The sequence below is a fragment of the Nocardia colli genome, assembly GCF_008704205.1.
Classification (GTDB): domain Bacteria; phylum Actinomycetota; class Actinomycetes; order Mycobacteriales; family Mycobacteriaceae; genus Nocardia; species Nocardia colli.
The window spans coordinates 156,963-175,401 of the sequence record NZ_VXLC01000027.1; the positions used below are offsets into that span (position 1 = coordinate 156,963).

General features: G+C 66.6%; 17 protein-coding genes. 7 read left to right on the top strand and 10 right to left on the bottom strand.

From position 1 onward, the window contains the following. The first annotated feature begins 105 nt into the window (after positions 1-105). Positions 106-1,281 (top strand): arylsulfotransferase family protein, encoded by a 1,176-nt coding sequence (locus F3087_RS38360; RefSeq protein ID WP_223885667.1) that lies wholly within the window; start codon positions 106-108, stop codon positions 1,279-1,281. Here F3087_RS38360 and F3087_RS38365 read toward each other — a convergent pair. Continuing rightward, the gene (locus F3087_RS38365) at positions 1,257-2,867 is read right to left on the bottom strand and encodes a nitrilase-related carbon-nitrogen hydrolase (protein WP_223885668.1); all 1,611 of its coding nucleotides are present in this window, start codon (positions 2,865-2,867) and stop codon (positions 1,257-1,259) included. The genes F3087_RS38360 and F3087_RS38365 overlap by 25 nt on opposite strands. Positions 2,868-2,971: 104 nt before the next feature. Here F3087_RS38365 and F3087_RS38370 point away from each other — a divergent pair, with 104 nt between their 5' ends. The 3 genes from F3087_RS38370 (at position 2,972) to F3087_RS38380 (ending at position 5,928) form a co-directional block, all read left to right on the top strand. Beyond that, positions 2,972-3,433, top strand: coding sequence for a MarR family winged helix-turn-helix transcriptional regulator (locus F3087_RS38370; RefSeq protein ID WP_150407050.1), 462 nt, complete (start codon positions 2,972-2,974; stop codon positions 3,431-3,433). 263 nt (positions 3,434-3,696) lie between these two features. After that, the gene (locus F3087_RS38375; RefSeq protein ID WP_150407051.1) at positions 3,697-4,404 is read left to right on the top strand and encodes a cupin domain-containing protein; all 708 of its coding nucleotides are present in this window, start codon (positions 3,697-3,699) and stop codon (positions 4,402-4,404) included. A gap of 150 nt (positions 4,405-4,554) precedes the next feature. Then, on the top strand, positions 4,555-5,928 hold the full coding sequence (locus F3087_RS38380; protein WP_150407052.1) for a serine hydrolase domain-containing protein: 1,374 nt from the start codon (positions 4,555-4,557) through the stop codon (positions 5,926-5,928). A gap of 1 nt (position 5,929) precedes the next feature. On the opposite strand, the gene F3087_RS38385 is transcribed toward F3087_RS38380, so the two are convergent. From F3087_RS38385 to F3087_RS38405, 5 genes are read right to left on the bottom strand one after another with little or no spacing between them, the layout of a single operon-like run. Next, positions 5,930-7,333 (bottom strand): DUF2252 domain-containing protein, encoded by a 1,404-nt coding sequence (locus F3087_RS38385; protein ID WP_223885669.1) that lies wholly within the window; start codon positions 7,331-7,333, stop codon positions 5,930-5,932. Positions 7,334-7,392: 59 nt separating this feature from the next. Further along, a complete protein-coding gene (locus F3087_RS38390) occupies positions 7,393-9,039 on the bottom strand; it encodes a dipeptide ABC transporter ATP-binding protein (RefSeq protein ID WP_150407053.1) in 1,647 nt (548 codons plus the stop codon). Next, positions 9,036-10,718: an ABC transporter substrate-binding protein gene (locus tag F3087_RS38395; protein ID WP_150407054.1), complete on the bottom strand. Its 1,683-nt coding sequence runs from the start codon at positions 10,716-10,718 to the stop codon at positions 9,036-9,038. The genes F3087_RS38390 and F3087_RS38395 overlap by 4 nt, the downstream gene beginning before the upstream one ends. Beyond that, positions 10,718-11,710: an ABC transporter permease gene (locus F3087_RS38400; RefSeq protein WP_223885670.1), complete on the bottom strand. Its 993-nt coding sequence runs from the start codon at positions 11,708-11,710 to the stop codon at positions 10,718-10,720. Before F3087_RS38400 ends, F3087_RS38395 begins: the two co-directional genes overlap by 1 nt. An 11-nt stretch (positions 11,711-11,721) precedes the next feature. Further along, positions 11,722-12,591, bottom strand: coding sequence for an ABC transporter permease (locus F3087_RS38405; protein ID WP_223885671.1), 870 nt, complete (start codon positions 12,589-12,591; stop codon positions 11,722-11,724). Positions 12,592-12,917: 326 nt separating this feature from the next. On the opposite strand from F3087_RS38405, the gene F3087_RS38410 reads away from it, so the two are divergent. Beyond that, positions 12,918-13,454: a MarR family winged helix-turn-helix transcriptional regulator gene (locus tag F3087_RS38410; RefSeq protein WP_150407057.1), complete on the top strand. Its 537-nt coding sequence runs from the start codon at positions 12,918-12,920 to the stop codon at positions 13,452-13,454. Between the two features lie 7 nt (positions 13,455-13,461). Here the strand turns inward: F3087_RS38410 and F3087_RS38415 are convergent, their stop codons facing one another. The 3 genes from F3087_RS38415 to F3087_RS38425 form a co-directional block, all read right to left on the bottom strand. Then, positions 13,462-13,956 carry a phosphoribosyltransferase gene (locus F3087_RS38415; protein WP_150407058.1) on the bottom strand — a complete coding sequence of 165 codons (495 nt, stop codon included), beginning with the start codon at positions 13,954-13,956 and terminating at the stop codon, positions 13,462-13,464. Positions 13,957-14,028: 72 nt separating this feature from the next. Next, positions 14,029-15,801, bottom strand: a complete 1,773-nt coding sequence (locus F3087_RS38420) for an AMP-dependent synthetase/ligase (protein ID WP_150407059.1) — start codon at positions 15,799-15,801, stop codon at positions 14,029-14,031. A 36-nt stretch (positions 15,802-15,837) separates the two neighbouring features. Beyond that, positions 15,838-16,467, bottom strand: a complete 630-nt coding sequence (locus F3087_RS38425; protein WP_150407060.1) for a TetR/AcrR family transcriptional regulator — start codon at positions 16,465-16,467, stop codon at positions 15,838-15,840. A 152-nt stretch (positions 16,468-16,619) separates the two neighbouring features. On the opposite strand from F3087_RS38425, the gene F3087_RS38430 reads away from it, so the two are divergent. Both F3087_RS38430 and F3087_RS38435 read left to right on the top strand, forming a co-directional pair. Then, the gene (locus tag F3087_RS38430) at positions 16,620-17,438 is read left to right on the top strand and encodes an endo alpha-1,4 polygalactosaminidase (RefSeq protein ID WP_150407061.1); all 819 of its coding nucleotides are present in this window, start codon (positions 16,620-16,622) and stop codon (positions 17,436-17,438) included. Positions 17,439-17,662: 224 nt separating this feature from the next. Further along, on the top strand, positions 17,663-18,016 hold the full coding sequence (locus F3087_RS38435) for a hypothetical protein (RefSeq protein ID WP_150407062.1): 354 nt from the start codon (positions 17,663-17,665) through the stop codon (positions 18,014-18,016). A gap of 15 nt (positions 18,017-18,031) precedes the next feature. Here the strand turns inward: F3087_RS38435 and F3087_RS38440 are convergent, their stop codons facing one another. Further along, the gene (locus F3087_RS38440) at positions 18,032-18,376 is read right to left on the bottom strand and encodes a hypothetical protein (protein WP_150407063.1); all 345 of its coding nucleotides are present in this window, start codon (positions 18,374-18,376) and stop codon (positions 18,032-18,034) included. Positions 18,377-18,439 lie beyond the last annotated feature (63 nt).

Here is an 18,439-nt window from a genome sequence, read left to right on the forward strand (position 1 = left end):
TTGCCGCTCGCGGACAGTGTCACCGTTGCTCTGCTTAAAACTGATCGATCGCACAGAGGCGCCAGGAAGATGAATCGTTCAGGGCCGGGCCGATTCCTTCTTATTGTGGTGGCCACCTTTTCGCTGTCGGTCGGTGCGGCGATGCCCGCGGCATCGGCCTCGCCCTTCCTGCCGAGCCTGCCGATCGGAACGCCGTCGTACACGGTCGAGGTGGATCGATCGGGCAACACTCCGGCGTACATCTTCTATACCGCCGGTGTGAGCGCGGCCGCACTGGTCCCCGCGGTCGGTGCGGCGTTGTCCGGGCTGCCCGGCGGTGCGCCCGCCAACGTGATCGCGGATCGGTCCGGCCGCGAGATCTGGCGCTACACACCACCTCCCGGCCACGGGGTGGCGAATTTCCGCACCCAGACCTATCAGGGCAAACCGGTGTTGACCTGGTGGCAGGGCAGCACCGTCGGCGGGCACGGTTCCGGCGTCGATTACCTCGCCGACGACCACTACCGGATCATCGCGACCGTCACGCCCGGTCCGGGGCTCAGCTCCGATGTCCACGAATTCCGGCTCACCCCGGACGGTCACGCCCTGATCACCGCATACCAGGAGGTCCCCGCCGACCTCAGCGCGATCGGTGGCCCGAAGGACGGCACGATGTTCGACTGCATCGCCTCGGTGGTCGACATCGCGACGAACGAGGTGCTGTTCCGGTGGAGCGCCGCGGCGCACATCCCGCTGACCGACACCCAGGTGCCGGGTCTGATCCCCGGCAACACGAGTTATGACCCGTACCATATGAATTCGATCGCGCTGGACCCGTCGGGCAATCTGGTCGTCTCTATGCGCAACACCTCGGCCGTATACGGCATCGATGCGCACACCGGCGAGATCAACTGGCAGCTGGGCGGCAAGAACTCCAGCTTCGAACTCGGGCCGGGTGTGCAGTTCGGATTTCAACACGACGCCGAATTCACCGATCCGGCTACGCTGCGACTGTTCAACAACAATTCCAGCGGGCCGAGCACGCTCGGTCCGTCCAGCGTGCAATGGATCCACCTCGACCTCGCGACCCGGCGAGCGACCCTGGTGCGCAACCAAACTCATCCGAGTGGTCTGGTCACGGTCGCGATGGGCAACGCGCAGGGTCTGCCGAACGGGAACACGCTGGTCGGCTGGGGCGTCGTGCCCCGCATCTCGGAGTTCTCCCCGACCGGCGAACTGGTCTACGAGGCGACCCTCCCGTTCGGCACCTACCGTGCCTACGCGGACGCTTGGACCCCCTGATCTCCGGACGGCGCCCGGCTATCGGACTTCGGCCGTAAGCGCTTGGGGCGCAGTCCGATTCCGGCAGCGATCAGGACGAAGGTGCCGGCCAGGCACAGCCAGGCGAAGAGGTCGCCGGTGAGCCGGTAGAGCGTCGTGGTGCCGTGGATCGGTACGTCGACGATCCACGGGTCGTGATCGACGGTGGTGTCCTGGGTGGCGATGGGCCGGCCGTGATAGTCGAAGGCGGCCGACCAGCCGTTGAAATCCTGCCGGACCAGCGAGTAGCCGTTCTCGATCGCGCGCAGGCTGGACATTTGGGTGTGCAGGCGGCCGATCTCCGGCCAGTCGCCGCCCGGCACCAGCATGATGTCGGCGTCGGCGTCCATCATGGCGGGAAAGTCTGCGTCGTAACAGATTACGTTCGCGATTCGACCGTAGGGCGTGTCTGCCACGGGCGCCTTTCCATCACCGGGGGTGTAGGTCTCGAGGCCCGGAATCGGGTGGGCCTTCTGGTAGGTCCACAGGAGCGTGCCGTCCGGGGCGAGGAAATGGGTCTCATCGCGGCCGTAGGGTGCGGTCGGCAGGTAGACGTGCACCGCGACGTTCAGATAGATCTGCTCCTGCCGGGCCAGGTTCTGCGCGGCGGTACGGAAAGCCGGCTCGCCCGGCACCGAGATTCTGGCCGCGTTCTCCGACCACAGAACGATTTTCGCGCCCGCCTCGGCGGCTCGCCGGGTGTCGTCGAACAGTCCGTCGATGACCGCCTTCGATTCCCGCGCGACCGTGTCCGGGTCGAACCGCGGTATGGCCATCGGGTCGAGTCCGGGCTGCCCCAGCGCCTTCATCTGCGCATCCATCGCCGCCATGCTCGGGTTGATACCGGCGATCCGCACGGTCTGGGCGGTCGATACCGGGAAGAACGCCAATCGCGCACTGCCGCCGACGATTACGATGCCGAGCACGCCGACGTAGACGCCGAGTGCTCGAGCGGCGCGCCAGGACGGCGGACGCTCCCACAGATCGTTGACGACTGTGGCGAGTCCACCGATGAGGAACCCGACGGAGTACGGTCCGAATATCGAGATCACTTGCAGCAGTCCAGGATTGGTGTACTGAGTGTCGGCGAGCAGACCGTACGCGGTGCCGAACGGACCGAACACCCCGAGCAGGAACTCGCACGCCGCCAACGCCATCGGAAACAACAGCAGGCCCGCGATCCTGCCCAGTCGTGGCGCGAGCAGGCGGTCCACCAGGTAGGGGAGAGTGAGCACGGTGCCGAAGGCCATGCCGCCCAGCGCGGTCATCCCGGTCAGCGGAACCGCCACATGCCACAGGAAGAACATCGAGGCCACAACCCCGGCCAGCCAGACCAGGCCGATCCCGGTAACCGCGCGACCGGATCGCGAAAACCGCAGCAGCAGAATCGAGAACAGCCATGCCGCCACCGGGATATCCCAGCGGCCGTTGACCGCGAACAGCGACAGGATCGTGCCGGCGCCGAGCCACAGATAGCGCAGTCGGTCAGGTGGTCGCCCGGCGCTCGACGATGGGCCGGCACCGGAATAGATGTTGTCGGACAGCTGATTGCGCGTACCCGTGGTCATCCGAAGTCTCCTGGATCAAACACTTGGAGCATCCAAGTGTCGATAGTCTGACACGTCGATACTTGGAGTTGTCAAGTGTTTGAGTTTCCAAGTAATGTGTAGGTATGGTTGAACGCCGCAGCACGGAAGAAGCGCTGGTCTACGACGTATTGGACCTGATCTTCATCGCGGCCGAGCAGATCAATGCGCTGCTCGCCGACACCGTCGGCGACGTGGGGCTGACGGCCGTCATGGCCAAGACGCTGTGGCAGATCGAACCGTCCGCGACCCCGTCGATGCGGCAGCTCGCCGCCGCCCTGGGCTGTGACCCGTCCACGGTGACCTTCCTCGCCGACCGTCTCCAGGAGAAGGGGCTGATCACCCGCGAGATCGATCCGGCGAACCGGCGGGCCAAGATCGTGACCCTGACCGAGCGTGGCCGCGAAGTCCGGCAGCAACTCGGCGCGGCCATGCTCACCCGGTCGTCGGTCGCCGACCTCGATCCGGGGGAGCGGCGCCAGCTCGGTCGGCTACTGACCAAGCTCACGCGGTCGAAAACTGCTGGTACCGATACGGATTCGGACTGACGGACCGGCTGGCACCGGTCTCCTCCGGGTGCTGTGAACCGGAATGGCGCTAACCCTGACGTTGCGGCCGGGTTGTCCTGACGGCGGGAGTGATTGAAGCGCAACGGATTTGCGCAAAACGCGGCGTGTGGGCGGACAGTTGGCAGCGGTGTGTGCGACTGTGGCGGGTGTCACCTGGCTTGGTATGCGTGACGGGGTTAGCTTGAACTTTAGAGGTGCTAACTAAATCCGTGTGTTACTGATGCTTCGGGAGAGATGGCGACATGTCTGACGACGTGAATGTGAAGCAGGACAACGATAATGGCGCGATCGGCCGCCGGGCGCTGATCGGCACCGGGGTGGTCGCGGTGGGAGCGGCGGCACTGGGCGGCGGCCTGATCGGAGCGGCCGCGGCGAGTCCCGCAGCGCCGGACGGACTCGGGAACGAGGGCGCGCTCGACAGCAACCTCAACAATGCGCCGCATCTGTTCAAGCTGACCGCATCGGAGCGCGCCAACCACGACGGCGGTTACCTGCAAGGCGCCAACGAAGACAATTTCCCGGTCCTGAAGGGGCAGAAGGGATCCGTGTACTTCGTCCACCTCGACGGCGGCGGCATCCGTGAGCCGCACTGGCATCCCTCGGCCTGGGAGCTGAACTTCATCATCGCGGGCCGGGCGAAGTGGTCCATTCTGGGCACGCACCCGGACGGGACCTACCACAACGACGTGTTCGAAGCCGGGCAGGGCGATCTGGTCTTCGCCCCGCAGGGGTACTTCCACTACTTCGAAAATGCCAGTGCCGATACGCCTTTGGACGTGCTCGTCATGTTCAACACCAGCGCGGGGGAACCCAACGACGACATCGGCATCGTCGGCACGCTCAACTCCCTGCCCCGGGAGGTCCTCGCCGCGTCCTTCGGGATCCCGGTCTCCGCCTTCGCCAACGTCCCCACCGAGATCAAGCCGGTGGTGATCACCCGCCATCGATGACCGGTACCCGCCGCCGCCGTCGAGTGACGGCGGAGGCGGGCGGTCCGCCGATTCCGGCCGCGGTCAGGCGCTCCGGGACCGGCACTACCCTGAGGCGACGTACCCGGGTGCCGGGTACGTGTTGCCGGGTGAGCGAAGGGAAGTCGCAGAATGCTGTTGCCGTCGACCGAGCGGGCGTTGCTGCATCGGGTCGCCGTCGAGCAGGCGGAATACCGCGTGCCGTCGCTGATCGCCGCCGTGGTGCGCGACGGTCAGCTGGTGTGGTCGGGCGCCAGGGGCCGGGTCGACGGGCATCAGCCGACCACGGATACGCAGTACCGCATCGGATCGATCACCAAGTCGATGGTGGCCACCCTGGTGCTGCGGCTGCGCGACGAGGGCAAACTCGACCTGGCCGACCCGGTGGCCAAGCATGTGCCCGGGGCACCGCTGGGGGATCGGACGGTTGCCCAGCTGCTCTCGCACACCGCCGGCCTGCGCGCGGAGTCGCCCGGCCAGTGGTGGGAGCGCACCGAGGGCGGTGATTGGACCGCGCTCGCCGACAGCCTGGACGGTGATGCGGGGAGCCAGGCACTATTGCACCGGGCGGGGCGCCGGTTCCACTATTCCAACGTCGGCTTCGCCGCGCTCGGCGAGTTGGTCGCCCGGCTCCGCGGGCACAGCTGGCACGAAGCGCTGCACGCCGAAGTGCTTGTCCCGCTGGGCATGACGCGCACAACGGTATCGCCCGCGGTCCCGCACGCCACCGGTTGCGCGGTGCATCCCTGGGCGGACGTGGTCCTCGCCGAGCCCGCACACGATCACGGCGCGATGGGTGCGGCCGGCCAGCTCTGGTCCACGGTGCGCGATCTCGCCCGCTGGGCGGCGTTCGTCGGCGGCGACACCGGCGATGTGCTCGCGGCCGACACCCTGGCGGAGATGCGTGATCCGGCCACGGTCGACGACGGCGACGAGTGGACCACGGGGTACGGGCTCGGCTTCCAGTTGCGGCGCCACCAGGGCCGCCGGCTGGCCGGCCACAGCGGAGCCATGCCCGGCTTCATCGCCAACGTCTGGGCCGACCCCAAAGATCGCACCGGCGTGCTGTTCCTGTCCAACACCACCTACGGCGGCATCCGGGGCAAGCTGGACCTCGCGCTGCTGGACATCCTGGCCGAGCACGAGCCGGCGTTGCCCGAGGAATGGCTGCCCGGGCCCGCCGTGGACCCGAACCTGTTGGCGCTCACCGGAACTTGGTACTGGGGCACCGCCTCGATCGCCCTGCACCTGCGCGCCGACGGCCTGCTCCAACTCAAAGCGCTCGCACACGGCGGCCGGCAGTCCCGGTTCCGCCCCGAGCCGGACGGCTCCTGGACCGGACTCGACGGCTACTACGCCGGCGAACGCATGGCGTTCGTGCACGGCCCGGACGGCACCGCCACACGCCTGGAACTGGTGAGCTACGTATTCACCCGCGCACCCTACGAGCCCGCCGGCCCCATCCCCGGCGGCGTCGACCCGGCCGGGTGGCAGGGCACGGACTGAATTACCAGCCGCGGTCCGCCGCTTTCACCTCGCCCGACTCGATCGCCGCAACCAGCGCGGCGTGATCGGTGTGTGTCTGGGCGGCGTATCCGCGGGCGAAATCGAGAATTCCCGAGGTGAACGCCGCGCCTTTCCCGATGTACGCGTCGATCGCTTCGGGTTCGCCGCTGCGGGCGTGAGATTTTGCCAGCGCCGTGCCGCACGTCTCGGCGAATTGCGGCAGGTAGCCGGCGATCTGGCGGCCGCTGGGGATGATCTTCATGTCGCGGAATTGCCTTGTGTAGTAGTCGATCCCGTCCACGCGCACCGAACCGAGAAAGATGTCGCTCGCCGATTGCATCAACCGCTGACCGACGCAGACCCGCTCGCCGTGGTTGCCGCACTCGCTCGGGGCGAGGAACTCCTCGTAGACCGAGGCGGTCGCCTGCTTCATCTGGAAGAACACCAGCTCGCCGCTGTCGCCCTCCATGAGATGCAAGTAGACCCGCATGCCGACGCTCCCGACTCCGACCACCTGCTGGACCGTGTCCAATCGGGAGAACCGCCCGACCAGCCGGACCAGGTGCGGCGGAATCGACGCGAGGTAGGTGTCGAAGATCTGCTCGTACACCCTGATCTCATCCAGATCGCTGAGGTCGACGTGGCGGCGTTTGATCGGATCGTCGGCGATGCGCCGCCGCCCGTCCTCGACGGTGACCAGCTGGCGCGCCGTCCCCTCCTGCGAGCGCTTCTTGCTCTGCTTGCCGATCGTCCGTTTGGCGTGTTTGGCGAACTGCGAGTCGAGGTTTCGCAACGGCACATCCGCGGTGATCCGGTCATACCACACGTCCAGTTCGCCTGCTCCGGCATAACGGCGCATCGCCGAGCGATAACCGTCGATCGCCGCCGTGGCCGCCGCTTCCGCCGTCGATGTCTCGATCCCCTCGGTCGCGGCGAGCACATACACGCTCGTGCAGAGCCGCTTGATATCCCACTCGAACGGCCCGGGCAGGGTCTCGTCGAAGTCGCGCGCGTCGAACAGCAATTGCCGCTCCGGCGAGGCCCATAACCCGAAATTGAGGATGTGCGCGTCCCCGCACATCTGCACCGTCAATCCGGAATGCTCGCGCGCCGCCAGGTCCGCGGCCATCACCGCCGCCGCCCCGCGCAGATACGCCCACGCCGACGACGCCATCCTCGCGTACCGCAACGGCAGCAACTCGGCGTCGCGCACCGCTTCCTGAGCTTGCAACCTGCCCAGCGCCGACATCGAACGACCGCTCGGATCCCATTCACCCGCTGATCGCCGGGGCGCACGCGCTCGGGCCGCGCGACCGGCCTCGCTGTCCCGGCTGACCGCCGGCATCGCCCGGACGCGCGCCGACGGGGGCGAGATCGCCGCGGCCTCGGAAAGTTGTGTGCTCATCGTGGTCCCTTCCTGCTCAGTCCGGGAGATAACGACATCAGACAACTCACAGCAAATCATCAATCGAGTGAGTTGACCAGTACGGCGGATTGCGTCTGTGCCCACAGCGCACGACGACGTTGCTGGGCCTCGGGCTCGGCAACCGGCACCGCCAGCAGCAGGCGCTGGGTGTAGGGCGATCGAGGTTCGGTCAGCACCTGTGCGGTGGGACCCTGTTCGACGATGGCGCCGTCGCGCAGGACGACCACGTGGTCGGCGAGTTGCTGGACGATGGCGAAGTCGTGAGTGATGAACACCGCCGCGAATCCGAGTTTGGATTGCAGCCGCCGGATCAGCGCCAGCACCGACGCCTGGACGGCCGCGTCCAGGGCGCTCGTCGGCTCGTCCAGCACCAGGACATCGGGTTGGACGGCCAGCGCGCGGGCGATGGCCACCCGCTGGCGCTGTCCACCGGAGAGCTGGCGCGGGTAGCGCGTGATCAAGTCGGGGTCGAGCGATACCTCGTCGAGGAGTTCCTCGACTCGTTCGCGTCGTTGCGTGCCGTCGAGCGCGGTGTGTACGCGCAGCGGGAGTTCGATCGATTGCAACACGGTGTGCTGCGGATTCAGCGAGGACATCGGGTCTTGGAACACCACGCCGAGCTGCTTGCCGAGTGCTCGGCGGCTTCGCTTCTGCAACACCGCAATCGGCTCGCCGTTGAGCGTGACCCGGCCCGCGGCGGGGGTGACCAGTCCGCACAACGCACGACCCAGTGTCGACTTCCCGGCACCGGATTCACCGACGAGCGCCACGATTTGATGCTCGCGGACAACGAGATTCGCCTCCCGCAAGGCGGTGAATGTGGCACCCGCCTTGCGGTAGTCGACGGTCAGGTTCTCGACCTCGATAACCGGCTTGGCTTGTTCGGCAACAGAACTCGACGTCGGCGGCTCGAGTTGCAGCACGGCCGCGAGTAGCGTTTTCGTATAGTCCTGCCGCGGAGCGATCAGTACCTGCTCGGCCGGCCCCGACTCGACCGGACTGCCGTTGCGCAACACGACCACATCATCGGCCAGGTCGGCGACCACGCCCATGTCGTGCGTGATCAACAGAATGGCAATGGCGCTGTCCTGCTGCAACTCTCGAAAGAGCTGGAGCACCTCGGCCTGCACGTTCGCATCGAGGGCGGTGGTCGGTTCGTCGGCGATGATCAGTTGCGGCGCACGGGAAATCGCCATGGCGATCATCGCGCGCTGCAACTGCCCACCGGAGATCTCGTGCGGATAGCTGGCCGCCACCCGCTCCGGATCGTTGATCTTGACGCGCTCGAAAAGCTCCAGCACCAGCGAATCGGCCTGCTGCTTCGAGTATGTGCGATCGGTGCGGATCACCTCGCGCAGTTGCCGCCCGATCCGGTACACCGGATCGAACGCCGCTGCCGGGTCCTGGAACACGACCCCGATATCGCTCCTGCGCACCTGCCGGAGCGCCTCGGGCCGCATCCCGGACAGGCTCTTGCCGGACAGGGTCACGGTGCCGGTCGTGGTCGAACCCGGCGGCAGCAAGCCGAGCACCGACAGCGCGGTGAGCGATTTGCCGGACCCGGATTCCCCCACCAGCGCAAGGGTTTTGCCGCGCTCGATGGTGAAACCGAGGTCGCGCACGATGGTCTGGTCATTGATCGCGATGCCGAGATCGTGGACGGCCAGGACCGGCGGTGTGGTCATTGCGCCAGGGAGACTTTGAAGTACACCGGGTAGGCGGGGAACGGCGGCACGTAGAAGTTGCGGACATCGCTGCCGAAGATGAACGTGTTCACCGAGTTGACCAGGGGAACGTTCGCGGCGTCGCCGGTGACGATCCGGTCGACCTCGAGCCACAGTTCACCGGCCCGCTTCGGGTCGACCTCGGCGGTCGCCTTGGCGATCAGGTCATCGACCCGAGGGTTGCTGTAGCGCGAGATGTTGAAGCCGCCGTTGCCGATCTCCGAGCTGCCGAAGCTGGGCTGCAGCATCGACGCCGCACTCGGGAAGTCGGCCTGCCAGCTGGCCAGCGCCAGGTCGTAGCCGGAGCCGTCTTTGTGCTGAGTGATGTCGTCATAGCTGGCGTTGTCGAGGGCCTGGATGGTGACCCGGATCCCCGCGCGGCGCAGCCCGGCCTCGATGGCCTGACCGCCTGCGGAGTTGGTCGCGTCGTTCTTGGTCACCAGTACCAGGTCGATGCCGTTGGGGTGCCCGGATTCGGTGAGGAGTTGCTTCGCCTTCTCCACGTCACCGGTCGGCTGGGTCGGGAAGGCGTCGAACTTCTGGTAGCCGGGGATGGCCGGCGGAATGTTGGTGGTCGCGTAGTCGCCGCGGGACTCACCGCCGAGCGAGGTGCGAAACGCCTGCTTGTCCGTCGCGTAGACGATGGCCTGACGGACCTTCGGATCGTTGAGCGGTGACTTGCTGACGTTCAGTTGCAGCTGATAGAGCGATCCGCCACCGGCCTCGGCGATCCGGTTCTTCGCCGAAGGATTCGACCGGACCAGCGGCAGCTGCGAGGCGGGCACGAACGAGGCGGAGAACGCCGCCTTGGCCGTACCGGTGTCGGCGATCAGCTCCTGGCTGATCGTCGTCTGCTGCATCCCGAGCTGGAAGATCACCCGATCAGGACCGGCCGTGCGCGCGGTATCGGTCTTCGGATCCCAGTTCGGATTGCGCACCAGGACAACCTCGGAGGCCTTGTCGAACTTCTCCACCTGGTAGGGCCCGGACGCGACGGGGGACTGGAAGTAGGTCGCCGGGTTGTCCTTCGCCTTGGGCACCGGCGTGAACGCGGGTTGCGAGGCGATCCAGGGGAAGTCGCCGAACGGCTTGTTGAGGTGGAAGATCACCGTCTTCGCATCGGGCGTCTCGATGGAGTCGAGCGACTTGCCGTTGTACGGGCCGTCATACGCCTCGCCGCCTTGCAGCAGCGTGCGGTGGTAGGTGAAGCCGCCCGACAGCAACGGCGCGAACGAACGTTCCAGGCCGTACTTGATGTCCGCCGAGGTGATCGGCGAACCGTCCTGGAATTTCAGGTCGTCCTTGAGCGTGTACTTCCAGGTGCGCCCGCCGTCGGTGGTGGTTCCGGTATCGGTGGCGAGATCCGGGATCGGCGTCATCTCTTTGCCCGGTTCGGCCTGCCAGGTGGTGAGCCGGCGCGCGATGAAGCTGAGTGAGGTGATGGCCAGGTTCGTCGACTTGGCCGGATCGAAGTTGAAGTCGGTGTTGGACGACAGGATTCGCAACGTCCCGCCCTTCTGCGGCGGGACCGACTGGGTGGTGTTCTTGCCGCCGTCAGTGGGATTGGCGTTGCAGGACGTCATCGACAACGCCAGCGCCAGCGCGGCGGCGGCGAGTGCCGTCTTGGATTGTTTCTTCATCACTTCACCCTGGGATCGAGCAGTCCGAGAACCGCGTCTATGAGGAAATTGGCGACCAGAACGATCGCGGCGGAGAAGATGGTGACTCCGACGATTACCGGGAGATCGACGGTGTGCACCGCGTCGATGAGGAGCCGGCCGAGGCCGGGCACGCCGAAGACCTGTTCGGTGATCACCGCTCCGCCCAGCAAGGCGCCGAGGTCGACCGCGAACAACGTCAGGATCGGCGCGAGGATGTTGCGTACCGCGTGACCGAAGACGATGCGCCGCTCGGTCAGGCCGTTGGCCCGCGCGGTGCGAATGAAGTCCTCGCGGAAGATCTCGATCAGCTGATTGCGCGAAATGCGTGCGTACATAGCGGCATTCACCAAGGCGAGCACGACCCACGCCGCGACCAGATGCCAGGCCCACTGGACCACACCTGAACTCAACGGCACATAGCCGCTCACCGGAATGACATTGAGCGTGAACCCGAACAGCAGCACCACGAGGAGCCCGAGCAGATATGTCGGGGTGGACAATCCGAGCGCGGCCAACGAGGTGACGGCCCGATCGGTCAGCTTGCCCTGCCGCCGTGCCGCGACCAATCCGGCGCCGACACCGAGGATCAGCCACAACACCCCCGCGCCGACCGCGATGGACAACGTGATCGGGAAGCGCTCGAAGATCAGCGACGCCACCGATTCGTTCTGCTGGAATGAGTAGCCGAAACACGGTGCGGCGCACTGGATCGTCGCCAAACCCGACCCATAGCTGCGACCGACGAGGACACCGGCGACGAAGTCGAAGAACTGCTGATACCACGGATGGTCGAGGCCCATGTACAGCTGCGCCTTGAGCAGATTGTCCGGCGTACACGGCTTTCCGCACGCCAGCTGCGCCGGATCGGCGGGCAGCAGATAGAACACCGCATAGGTCAGGAACGCGACGATGAGCAGCACGCCGAGCGCGACCAGCAGCTTCACCGCCGACGACGACAGCCGACGGCGCACGATTGTCCACCTCATGTCGCGTTGAACGCATTCCGTAGACCGTCACCCACGAGGTTGAACCCCAATGTCAGTAGCACCAAGGCGATTCCGGGGAAGATCAGGAACCACGGGTCGGTCTGCACCCACGCCACCGCGTCGCCGATCGACCTGCCCCACGACGGAGTCGGTGCGGGGACACCCACGCCGAGAAACGACAGCGAAGCCTCGGTCGCGATGAGCCCCGGCATGCTCGTGGTCGCGAAAACCACCACCAGCGCACGCAGATTCGGCAGCACCTCGCGGACCAGGGCATGCAGCGGCGAAACGCCGATCACCAGCGCGGCCCGGACGAAATTCCGGTTGCGCAGCGACAAGGCCTGCGCCCGAATCACTCTCGCCATGCCGGGCCACCCGAAGATGCCCACGATGAAGACCACCAGCACCGGGCGCGGGAACGTCGCGGGCAGGACCGCGCTGAGCGCGATCATGAAGAGCAGGGACGGAAATCCGAAGAGCACATTGATCGCTCCGGACAGGATCCGATCCACCCAGCCGCCGATGAAGCCTGCGGTAACGCCGATCACCAGGCCGAGCAGCGTCGAGATCGCCAGCGCGCCGAGCGCGATGAACAGCGACGTCCGGGTTCCGGCGACGATGACCGCCAAGAGATCCCGGCCGGTCAGCGGCTCGACCCCCAGCGGATGCGCGGCGCTCGCGCCGCCGAAACTGCCGGACGGCACGCTCTGCGCATCGAGGGTCTCGGAGTGAAATGTGTACGGGTCGATGTCGAGGAGACCGTTGATCAGCGGCGCGAAAGCCGCGACCAGGACGAAGAACGCGACCACGATGAGGCCGAACATGCTCCAGCGATCGCTCGAGAATCGGTACCAACGCGACCGCACTAACCCCCCAATTCATCGGATGTCTGCGTCACTGTAGACAAGGGGTAAGGGGTGATCCACTGATTGCGTCAGCGAGATCCTAACTCGGCAGCACCGCCCAGAAATGCTGCCTAGCAGTGGTTTTCGGGAGTGCTGACGGATGTGTGGCCAGGATCGGGCGCGGGGATGCCCACCGACCCCACCGGGCCGGGAGCGCCGCGTCGATCTCGCTCTAGACCACCCCCGGTGTCCGGCGAGCAACCGCTCCGGCAGCGCCGCTCGAACCGTCTCGCAGACACCGGAATAGCACATGAGCAGCGGCAAACTTGCTGGCGTAAGGTGATTGAATGCCCGAAGTAGCGCATCCCAGTTCCGCGGTGCGTGTCGAACCGGCCGCAGCGCCGGGCACCACCGCAACCGCCGGGGATTCCGATCACGACCTGCTGTCGCTGGCGAACCAGTTGTGTTTCGCCCTGTACTCCACCTCGCGCTCGATGACCGCCGCCTATCGGCCGTTCCTCGAGGCAATGGAGATCACCTACCCGCAGTACCTGGCCTTGCTGGCGCTGTGGGAACGGCCCGGGATGACGATGAAGGAGCTCGGCGAACAACTCAGCCTGGACTACGGCACCGTCTCGCCGCTGATCCAGCGACTACAGTCGCACGGTTTCGTGGAGAGCGTGCGCAGCGCGCACGACCGGCGCTCGGTCGAACTCCGCGCGACCGAAGCCGGACTGGCCTTGCAGCGCCAGGCGAAGGAGATGATCGAGTCGGTGATGGCCTCGGTCGGCTACCCGCTCGACGACCTGATCGCGTTGCGCGATCAGGTCAACGCGCTCGGCGAGCGCCTCGACGCGATCTCCTGCGCGCGCAAGGAACACTGAGCGCGGCTTACGCGTCGAGCACCTTGACCTGTCGCTGCACCACCGGCGGCTCGGTGGACCAGGGGAAGTTGATCCAGCGGTCGGTGTGCTTCCACACGTACTCGCACTCGACCTCGGAGCGCGGCTTCTGATAGATCACCGCGCAGCGGACCTCGGCGACGTGGTCCTTGCAGAAGTCGCGGACCAGCTTGAGGGTGGCGCCGGTGTCGGCCACGTCGTCGGCGACCAGCACGGTCGCGCCGGCCAGGTCGACCGCCTGCGGCACCGGCGGCAACATGACCGGCAGGTCCAGGCGCTGGTCGATGCCGGTGTAGAACTCGACGTTCATCACGTGCAGGTTCTTCACGTCCAGCGCGTAGCCGAGCGCGCCCGCCACGAACAACCCGCCGCGGGCGATCGACAGGATCAGATCGGGCTCGAACCCGTCGTCCGCGATCGTGGTCGCCAGCTCCCGACTCGCCGAACCGAACAAATCCCAGGTCAGTACTTCCCGATCCGCCATGGATCCTCCATCTCCCTCGTCGCGACTGCGCACAGAGCATACGAGTAGCCACGATGTGGCCGGCGGCACGGTTCAGGAATAGAGGTCGTCGATGTCGGCGGCGTAGCGCGCGTTGATCGGTTTGCGGCGCAGCTTCATGGTCGGGGTCAGCACCTCGCTGCCCGGCTGCCAGAAGTCCGGCACGATGGTGAACTTCTTGATCTGCTCGACCCGGGACAGCTTCGAATTCGCCTGGGCGACAGCGTCGGCCACGATCTGCTGGATGCCGGGATCCTTGGCCAGCACGGCGGCGTCGGCCGCGACCCCCGCCTTGTCCGCGTACGCCGCGGCCGCGTCGGGGTCGAGCGCGATGAGCGCGACGTTGTATTTGCGGTTGTCGCCGATGGCCACGGCCTGGCCGATCAGCGGCGCGAACGCCTTGATCCAGTTCTCGATGTTGCTGGGCGACATGTTCTTTCCGCCCGCGTTGATGATGAGTTCCTTCTTGCGGTCGACGATCGTCAGGAAACCGTCCGCGTCGAGGGCGCCGATGTCACCGCTGTGCACCCAGCCGTCGGCGTCGATCGCCTCGGCGGTCTGCTCGGGCTTGTTCAGGTAGCCCTTCATCACGATCGGGCCGCGCACCAGCACCTCGCCGTCCTCGGCGATCCGGATCTCGTTGCCGGGCACGATCTTTCCGACGGTGCCGAGGCGAACCCGCCCGGGCGGGCTCATGGTGGCCATGCCGGACAGCTCGGACATGCCCCAGGCGTCGGAGGCGGCGATGCCGACGCCGTTGAAGAAGCGCAGCACGTCCGACGCGATGGGGGCGGCGCCGGAGAGGGCGAGGCGGACGTCGGCGAGGCCGACCGCGGCGCGCAGCTTCGACAGGACCAGCGCGTCGGCCAGGCGCTCCTGGAGGGCGAGGAACGCCGGGACCGGCCTGCCGTCGAGGCGCGCGTCGGACGCGGTCCGGCCGACGGTCAGCGCCCACTTCGCCAGGGCCGCTTTGACTCCCGTCGCCTCGGCGACCTTTGCCTCGATGCCGCCCTTGAGCTTCTGCCACACCTGGGGGACCGCGCCGAACACGGTCGGGCGGGCGTCGGCCAGGGTCGCGGCGAACTCGGCGCGGTCGGCGACGGTGGTCAACTGGTTGCCGAGCACCTCGAGGTTGTAGAGGCCCGACCAGCGGTCGGCCACGTGCGCCGAGGGCAGGAAGGAGACCATCCGCTCGTCCGGGGTGGCGCCGACCAGTCGTTCGGTGCCGTCGACCATGGCCAGCATGTTGGCGTGCGTGAGCTGCACGCCCTTCGGGCTGCCGGTGGTGCCGGAGGTGTAGATGAGGGTCAGCGTGTCGTCGGGTCGCACTGCGCGCCAAGCGGAATCGAAGTCGAAGTCCGCAAGGCCGCGGGCCTTGACCGCATCCAGGGTGCGGGTGCCCTCCGGTGCGCCGTCGATGCACACCACGTGCTCGACGCGGGCGCCGTCCCGGCTCGCGAACACGGTGGCGGCGTACTGCGTTTCGCAGACGACGACGGTCGCGGCCGAGTCGGTGAGCAGGTAGTTCAGCTGCTCGGGGGAGCAGGTGTTGTAGACCGAGAACGGGATCGCGCCGAGGTGTTGCAGGGCGACGTCGATCGGATAGAACTCCGGCCGGTTGGTCATCAGCAGCGCGACCCGATCGCCGGGCCCTACCCCGAGGGCGGCGAATCCGGCTGCCAGCGAACGGACTTGCTCGTCCCACTCGCGGTAGGTCAGCGTGGTCCGGTTGCCGACGGTGCGCACCGCGATCTTGTCCGGATTACGCGCGACGGTGGCCTGGAAGGCCGCGCACAGGGTCGATGAGGCGGACGCGAAGGTAGGCATGGGAGTCTCCTGGCTCGAGGGGGCGAGTGCTGCGGGTCAGTGCTGATGAACGCCGACCAGCGCGTCGACGAAGATCTGGGCGAGCAGATCGATGTATTCGTCTCTGGGCGTGTCGATTTCGCCGTTGTGCCAGGCGAGGGTGACCACGGCGTTGCCGTTCACCACCACCAGCGCGGCGAGGGCGATGCGGGCTTCGGTCTGCGCGTCGGTCTCGCCGTAGACGGCGCAGACCTGACGGGCCGCCTGTTCGGCGTAGCGCCGGATGCCCTCGGCCTTGCGGGCGGCGAGGGCGGGCAAGGTGGCGCCTTCGGTGTAGAGGCGGGCGCGGCGCGGTTCCTCGGCGAAGAAATCGAGGAAGGTGGTGACGGCCACCCGGGCGCGCACCTTCAGGTCCAGCGGTTCCGCCTCGACGGCCGCGACGGTCCGGGTGATCAGATCGCTGATCATCGTCTCGTGCAGCGCCTCCAGCAGCTGGTCGCGGTTGCGGAAGTGCTCGTAGAAGTACCGCTGGGTCAGGCCGGCCCGCTCGCACACCGAACTCATCCGCAGCTTCGCGACCCCGACCTCGGCGATCTCGTCGAGGCCCGCGTCGAGCAGGTCGGCGCGCCGCTGGGCCAGCCGCTGCTCGGCGCTGACCCCGCGGAACGGGCGGACGACGGTGGACATGACCGAATCCTGACACAGCACTGTGTCAAGTTCCAGTATCTGGCCGAAGATCTCGATTTCGCGGCCGCGTATCTCGCCTCGGCGGGGCGGCGTCCGCTGAACAGTAAGAACTTCAATGCACGGTTCGAAAAGTCTGGTTCTACTGTGCGGGTATGGCTTTCGTTCGAACCTCGCGCTGGTGGCTACGCACGACTGTCTTCGCCGCAGTCGCTACCGCCGTCGCTGCGTGCTCCTTCGGTTCCGCCGCGTCGGACCCGGGTCCGTGGTGGCATCCGGAGAAGGGGCTCAGCTGGCAGTGGCAGCTGCACAACGAACCGGTCGACACCTCGATCAACGCCCAGGTCTATGACATCGACCTGTTCGAGAACCCGGCCGCGACCGTGAAAACCCTGCACGACCAGGGCCGCAAGGTGATCTGCTACATGTCCGGCGGCTCGTGGGAACCGTATCGGCCGGACGCGGGTGACTTCCCGGAGAGCGTGAAGAGCGGACCGGTCCCGGAGTGGGACGACGAGCGCTGGCTCGACGTCAAACAGATCGACGTGCTGAAGCCGCTGATGGCGAAGCGGATGGACCTGTGCAAGCAGAAGGGGTTCGACGGCGTCGAACCGGACTGGGCCGACCTGCACAACCAGAACACCGGCAACCTGAAGATCACCGCCGCCGATCAGCTGGCGTACAACCGCATGCTCGCGGGTCTCGCGCACGATCGCGGTCTGGCCGTCGGGTTGAAGAACGATCTGGACCAGGTGTCCGCGCTGGCCGGGTTGTTCGACTTCTCCGTGAACGAGCAGTGTTTCGAGGACCGGGCGACCTGCGACAAGCTCGCGCCGTTCATCGCGGCCGGTAAGCCAGTGTTTCATGCGGAGTACAACCTGAAGCTCACCGAGTTCTGCGCGGACTCGGCCCGGCTCGGGCTGTCGTCCATACGCAAACACCGTGAACTCGACGCATGGCGTGAAACCTGCTGATTGCCGGAACAGTTCGGCGCGCTTTACCCGTCGCGCAACTCTGACAAACATTATCGGTACGGTAATTGCGGATATTGCAGACGGCTTTTGCGGAGTTTCGTTCCGGCTTTTCGGCGGTCCACGATTCGCCCGCGACACCCGGTGGAAATCGGACAAAGCCTCGCCCTATTCCGCTACGGTTCGCGCTATCGCCTGGAACGACACCGTACAGAATGGGGATTGTCATGCGCTTTCGCCCGGCCCGGATCGTCACCCTCGCAATCTTGTTCGTCGCGGCGGCTGCCGGTCTGACCGCTCTCGCCTCGGCCGCCACCGCCGAGGAGCAGTGGACCTACATCTGCGACTCGATCGAGGAGCCGGAAGAGGTCGGCGCGAAGGGAGCCGGGAACTGCCAGGCGAACAACGGCGCACCTGAGGCGGGCCCGATCAAGCAGAAATTCAAGCTGCACCAGCGCGGCGTGCGACCGAAGCCGGACATTGTCGCGGTCTGCGAAGGCGAATCCAAGAGCGCCTTCGGCGAGGCGGCCCTGCCGGCGCGGGTCGACGGATTCGGTTGCTACGTCTACGAAACGCGCTGATCCGCCGGCTCGCGTTTACTTCGAGCCGGACTTGAATTTCTGCATCGCGGCCAATCCGGCGACGGACAGGTCGGGCCACGGCGGGCGGCGGAACAGCGTGAGGGTCGCGATCACCGCCGCCGCCAGTCCGATGAACTCGGCGAGCAGACCCAAGCGCGTGCTGTCGACCGCCGCCTCCCAGGACACCTTTCCGTCGTGGATGACGAAGATGCCCAGGGGTGACGGCCGGAACGGGCCGCCGCCGACCCGGGTGACGGTGATGACCGTGGAACCGTCGGCGGTTTCGTAGGGTTCGCCGAACACCTGGGTGCCTCCGCCGCCGGGCTCGAGCCGCCGCACGGACCTACCGATGATCGTCATCTTCCCCACTCTCGCCGTGACCCTGTAACCGCTGGCCACCACCGTACCGCCAGTGTCTCGAAT